This window comes from Microcystis sp. M_QC_C_20170808_M3Col (assembly GCF_007095505.1).
Taxonomy (GTDB): domain Bacteria; phylum Cyanobacteriota; class Cyanobacteriia; order Cyanobacteriales; family Microcystaceae; genus Microcystis.
The window spans coordinates 1-4,742 of sequence record NZ_SFBY01000282.1 but is presented as its reverse complement, the minus strand read 5'-3'; the positions used below and the strand labels follow the sequence as shown (position 1 = coordinate 4,742).

Genomic DNA, 4,742 nt, shown 5'->3' with positions numbered 1-4,742 from the left:
AAGAATCCGAATGGGGTGAAGATTGCTATAACCAGCAGCAATTTACTCTAGAAGATTGGGAATCAAGAGACTTTGATCCAGATGATGACGATATCCCTATTTAACCTCATCCCATCCTACCCGCTATGGCGGGGGGAATGGGGTTATGGTCCAAACCTAATCCTAGTCCGAGAGTGCCTTTTTAATTGATTTCAAGCGTTAGCTTGCACCTTAATCGTAAGGCTTCGAGGACTTTTAAGAATTGTGTCTTTTAAAGTGAGATAGGACTGAAAAAAACCTACGGGAGTATCGTAAGGCTAATTCTTTTTAAACTCAATTCACTCCCATTATAACCGATGAAAATATTAGGAATAGACGTTAGCCGTAATTGGGCTATCGTGGTTTTGTTGTGCGAATTTCCATCTGTTTCACCTTCGCAATTCTCGAAAAGTATTAAGGAACCGGGTAAAGGATATGCTCGACTTAAGGGAAATATTCAACTTAACGAGATAGCCGACAAGCTAGAATGCAATGCAGAAGCGATCGAGATTATTAAATCCCTAGAAGCTGGTGCGATTGTTTTAGAGCCTACTGGGTACTGGTACGCTAGTTTTTGGGTTAATTGTGCTAAGAAGCTAGGATTAAATATCTACTGGATTTATCACCAACAAACTAAGATAAATCGTCAGCACTATTTTAAAAATAAAAACAAGGATGATTATCTAGATGCGCTAACTATTGCCTTAACTTATTTTGACAAATCGGGACTAGATGATCTGGGTAATCCTCCGATTTTAAACAACTATGACTATGACTCGATCGATTTATTACGCCGGACATTTCACGAGAGAGAACAACTCGTTAAAAACCAAAATTCTTTGATTAATCAGCTTAGACAACGGTTATGCTGCGAGTTTCCTGAAATCTCTCAAAGAGACTTTGATTATATTGGGGTTAAAGGAGTTAATCCGACTTTAGGAAATATTACCGGATTAGCTGGAAACCCGCGCATTAAAACCACGGCTGGGACTGGAATTAGCGAATATAGTGGCTCTTCTAGGTTCTGTGTGATAAGTTTAACTTACATAGGATCGATCTTTGTGTCCTCTGTGTCTGGAGTGGTTCCTTCCACTCCAGACACAGAGGACTGTATCTTAGAATACATTTTACCCACCAAACCTAAGAGAGCCATTTGGCTAATTCTCAATCTAAAAATGTTTATGACCACAACCACTTGCGAGAGTAACTCGATCTATCCCGTGCGTTGGCAAGATAACAAAGTTTGGCTGATCGATCAAACCCGTTTACCCATGGAGTATGGGGAAGTTGAGATCACCAGCAGTGAAGCCATGGCCCGGGCGATCGAAACGATGATTGTCCGCGGCGCTCCGGCGATCGGGGTGGCGGCTGCCTATGGTATGGTTTTAGGAGCGCAGGAAATTAAAACTGACCAGAAAGAGGAATTTCTGGCTGATTTAACTAGAATAGCCGATCGATTAGCCCAAACCCGGCCGACGGCGGTGAATTTATTCTGGGCGATCGAGCGAATGTTAAAAGTGGCCAGGGAAAGTGGACCAGAAGTGGCAGTGATTACCAAAAATCTCCTTGAAACTGCCCAAAATATCCAAAAAGAAGACGTGGAAACCTGTCGGGCGATCGGTCACCATGGTTTATTGGCGCTGCCGGAGCAACCAGAAAAACTGACAATTTTAACCCACTGTAATACTGGTTCCCTAGCCACGGCTGGTTATGGTACTGCTTTAGGGGTAATTCGTTCCGCTTGGACGGCAGGGAGATTAATACAAGTGTATGCAGACGAAACCCGGCCGCGGCTGCAAGGGGCAAAATTAACCGCCTGGGAATGTCTGCGGGAGGGAATTCCCGTCACCGTGATCACCGATAGCATGGCGGCCCACTGTATGCAGCAAAAACTGATCGATGCGGTGATTGTTGGGGCCGATCGCATTGCGGCCAATGGGGACACGGCCAACAAAATTGGCACCTATTCCCTTGCGGTGGTGGCAAAAGCTCATAATCTGCCTTTTTATGTGGCTGCGCCTCTATCGACGGTGGATTTTTCCCTTAAGGATGGTACGGGGATACCGATCGAACAGCGCGATCGTGCCGAAATTTATCAGGTGGGGACAACTACCCTTTGCCCTAGAGATGTTAACTTTTATAACCCCGCCTTCGATGTTACTCCCGCCGCTTTAATCACCGCTATCATTACGGAAAAAGGGGCGGTAACACCAGCTGAATTAATTTTTTTACAGGATTCCTAGAGGGTAAGCTTTTTCCCTACTGATACCATTTTTATCGTTTATATCGATTGGCACAGTGGGGAAAAATTCCGCCTCAATCAAATTGGAGGTGACGGACAAGGGGGGAAAATCGATAATATCGGTATTGAAAAATAGACAAAAATATCTTATTGCGATAACCCCAAGAAAGATATTAGTTTTGAGAAATTATCTATAGTTAGATACTATTATTCAGCTAATTAATCCCAGAATTTAGCTGTTTACTTAAAAGATTGTTTTTAATATAGGGTAAAAATCAATTAAACTACCCCAAGTATAGATATAGCGTTTCCTGTTCACAAAAGGTACATTCTCAATCCTGAAAAGCTTAATCAGCAAAGGTTAAACTGTACCTCACGGATGCGAGAAACGCTATATAAAAATACAAGCATATCAAAGATTTATTCTTGTTAACTATTTCCCTAATCGAGATTTACATGATGTTATAATAGGACAGTGAGGATCAAGATTTAGGGTAGATATGAGTAGATTTGAGGGGAAGTTAAGTATCTTGGCAAGCTCTGCTTTTAGTAAGTAGAAATAAAATCGACTGGAAAAAGTAGATTGCTGAATGAAGATAAGAAAAGGGCCAATTCAAGGAAGGGGGAACGGAGTGAAGTCAATGTTTGGGGGGGTCTAATAATCCAAAATCTAAAATCCAAAATTATCAAATCATCACCTAATTCGGTAACACTGTGGAAAAACATGGATAATGTGCGGATTATCGTTATAGAAGATCACGATCTAACTCGCATGTGCTTAGTGGTGGCTCTCCAGCATCGAGAGAATATTCAAGTGGTGGGAGAAGCTACCAGTGGATTACAGGGACTGAAATTGCTAGAGGTGACTAAACCCGATGTGGCGATCATCGATATAGGTTTGCCCATGATCGATGGGATCGAGTTAGTGCGACGCTTCAAACAAAATCGGGGCGAAGACCCCCTGGCCACGAAAATCCTTATGCTAACCATGCACAAAACCCAAGAACTGGTGTTAGCGGCTTTTGCTGCTGGGGCTGATTCCTACTGTATGAAGGATATTAGCATTGATAAATTAGTCGAGGCGATTCATTCCACCCAGGAAGGCAATCCCTGGATCGATCCTGCGATCGCCAATATTATTCTGCAACAAGTGCGCCAAAATGTTCCCGTCGGTGCGGCTGCCGAGACCAAAACAGTGATAATTCGCGGCCTTGACCCAGAATGTCGCCAATTATTGGAAAATGCCCCCCTAACGGCACGAGAGCTAGAAATTCTCGATCTGATTGTTGCGGGTTGCAGTAATGCCGAGATTGCCGAGCGACTCTATATCACCATCGGCACGGTGAAAACCCATGTCCGCAATGTCTTAAATAAACTCTCTGTGGATGATCGGACTCAAGCGGCAGTGCTGGCCCTGCGATCGGGATTAGTGGAGTGAACTACTCTCAAGGTCGTTGAGAGCTTCCTATTTCACGGGGGAGGGTTCCTCAAGACGGACTTACGCCCAGCTTTTGGTCTTATATCCCCTCTATAGGCAGTATCGCGCTTTTCCTAACGATAATATCCGTAAGGCTTCATCTCTGATATTTATCGCCGCATTTATGTCCCGGTCATGGGTTGTTTTACAATGCACACAAGTCCAATTTCTAACCTCAAGCGGCAAACTACCCACTTGATTCAGACAGACATGACAAGTTTTAGAACTAGGGAAAAACCTATCAACTTCGATATAAGTTTTCCCCTCCCATTCTGCCTTGTATTTAAGCATTGTACAAAACATTCCCCAACCACAATCACTAATAGCCTTAGCTAAATTATGATTGCGTACCATGCCTTTGACATTGAGATTTTCTACCGCAATAACTTGGTTTTCGTTAACTATCTTACGGGATAGCTTGTGGAGAAAATCCTCACGACATCTTGAGATTTTAGAATGGACTTTAGCTACTTTACGTCTAGCTTTTTGACGGTTGTTACTTCCCTTCTTTTTACGGGATAGCCTCTGTTGTTTCCTTTTTAGATTACGTTGATGTTTGGCTAAATGTCTAGGATTATCATATTTACTGCCATTGCTGGTAATACAAAAATGAGTTAATCCTAAATCAATTCCTATGGCTTTTCCATCTATCCCCCCGCCTTCGGCACCCCCCTGCTCCCCTTGAGCAGGGGGAGATTGCCCGTCATCAACTAAAATAGAAGCGTAGTATTTACCGTCTGGGTTTTTTGAGATAGTAACGGTTTTAATTGTTCCTTCAAATTTCCTGTGACGAACACAATAAACTAATCCAATTTTAGGAAGCTTTAGATAATCCCCCTCAAATTTGACATTAGCTGGATAGCTAATTGATTGTTTACCATGTTTAGATTTGAATTTTGGTAATCTAGCTCGTTTCTCAAAGAAGTTTTGATAAGCTTGGGATAAGTTCAAAGCAACAACCTGTAAGCACTGGGAATAAGCATCTGTCAACCAATCATATTCTTT

Annotated in this window: 2 protein-coding genes and 1 pseudogene; 2 read left to right on the top strand and 1 reads right to left on the bottom strand. The window is 42.7% G+C overall.

Features of this window, described 5'->3' with window-relative positions:
• Window positions 1-1,199 precede the first annotated feature (1,199 nt).
• Together mtnA and EWV84_RS12705 are read left to right on the top strand one after the other, a co-directional pair.
• Window positions 1,200-2,261: an S-methyl-5-thioribose-1-phosphate isomerase gene (gene mtnA / locus EWV84_RS12710; protein WP_287078275.1), complete on the top strand. Its 1,062-nt coding sequence runs from the start codon at window positions 1,200-1,202 to the stop codon at window positions 2,259-2,261.
• A gap of 723 nt (window positions 2,262-2,984) precedes the next feature.
• The gene (locus EWV84_RS12705) at window positions 2,985-3,698 is read left to right on the top strand and encodes a response regulator (protein WP_287078274.1); all 714 of its coding nucleotides are present in this window, start codon (window positions 2,985-2,987) and stop codon (window positions 3,696-3,698) included.
• Between the two features lie 32 nt (window positions 3,699-3,730).
• On the opposite strand, the pseudogene EWV84_RS12700 reads toward EWV84_RS12705, so the two are convergent.
• Window positions 3,731-4,742: pseudogene (locus EWV84_RS12700) on the bottom strand (RNA-guided endonuclease InsQ/TnpB family protein); the annotation flags it as partial.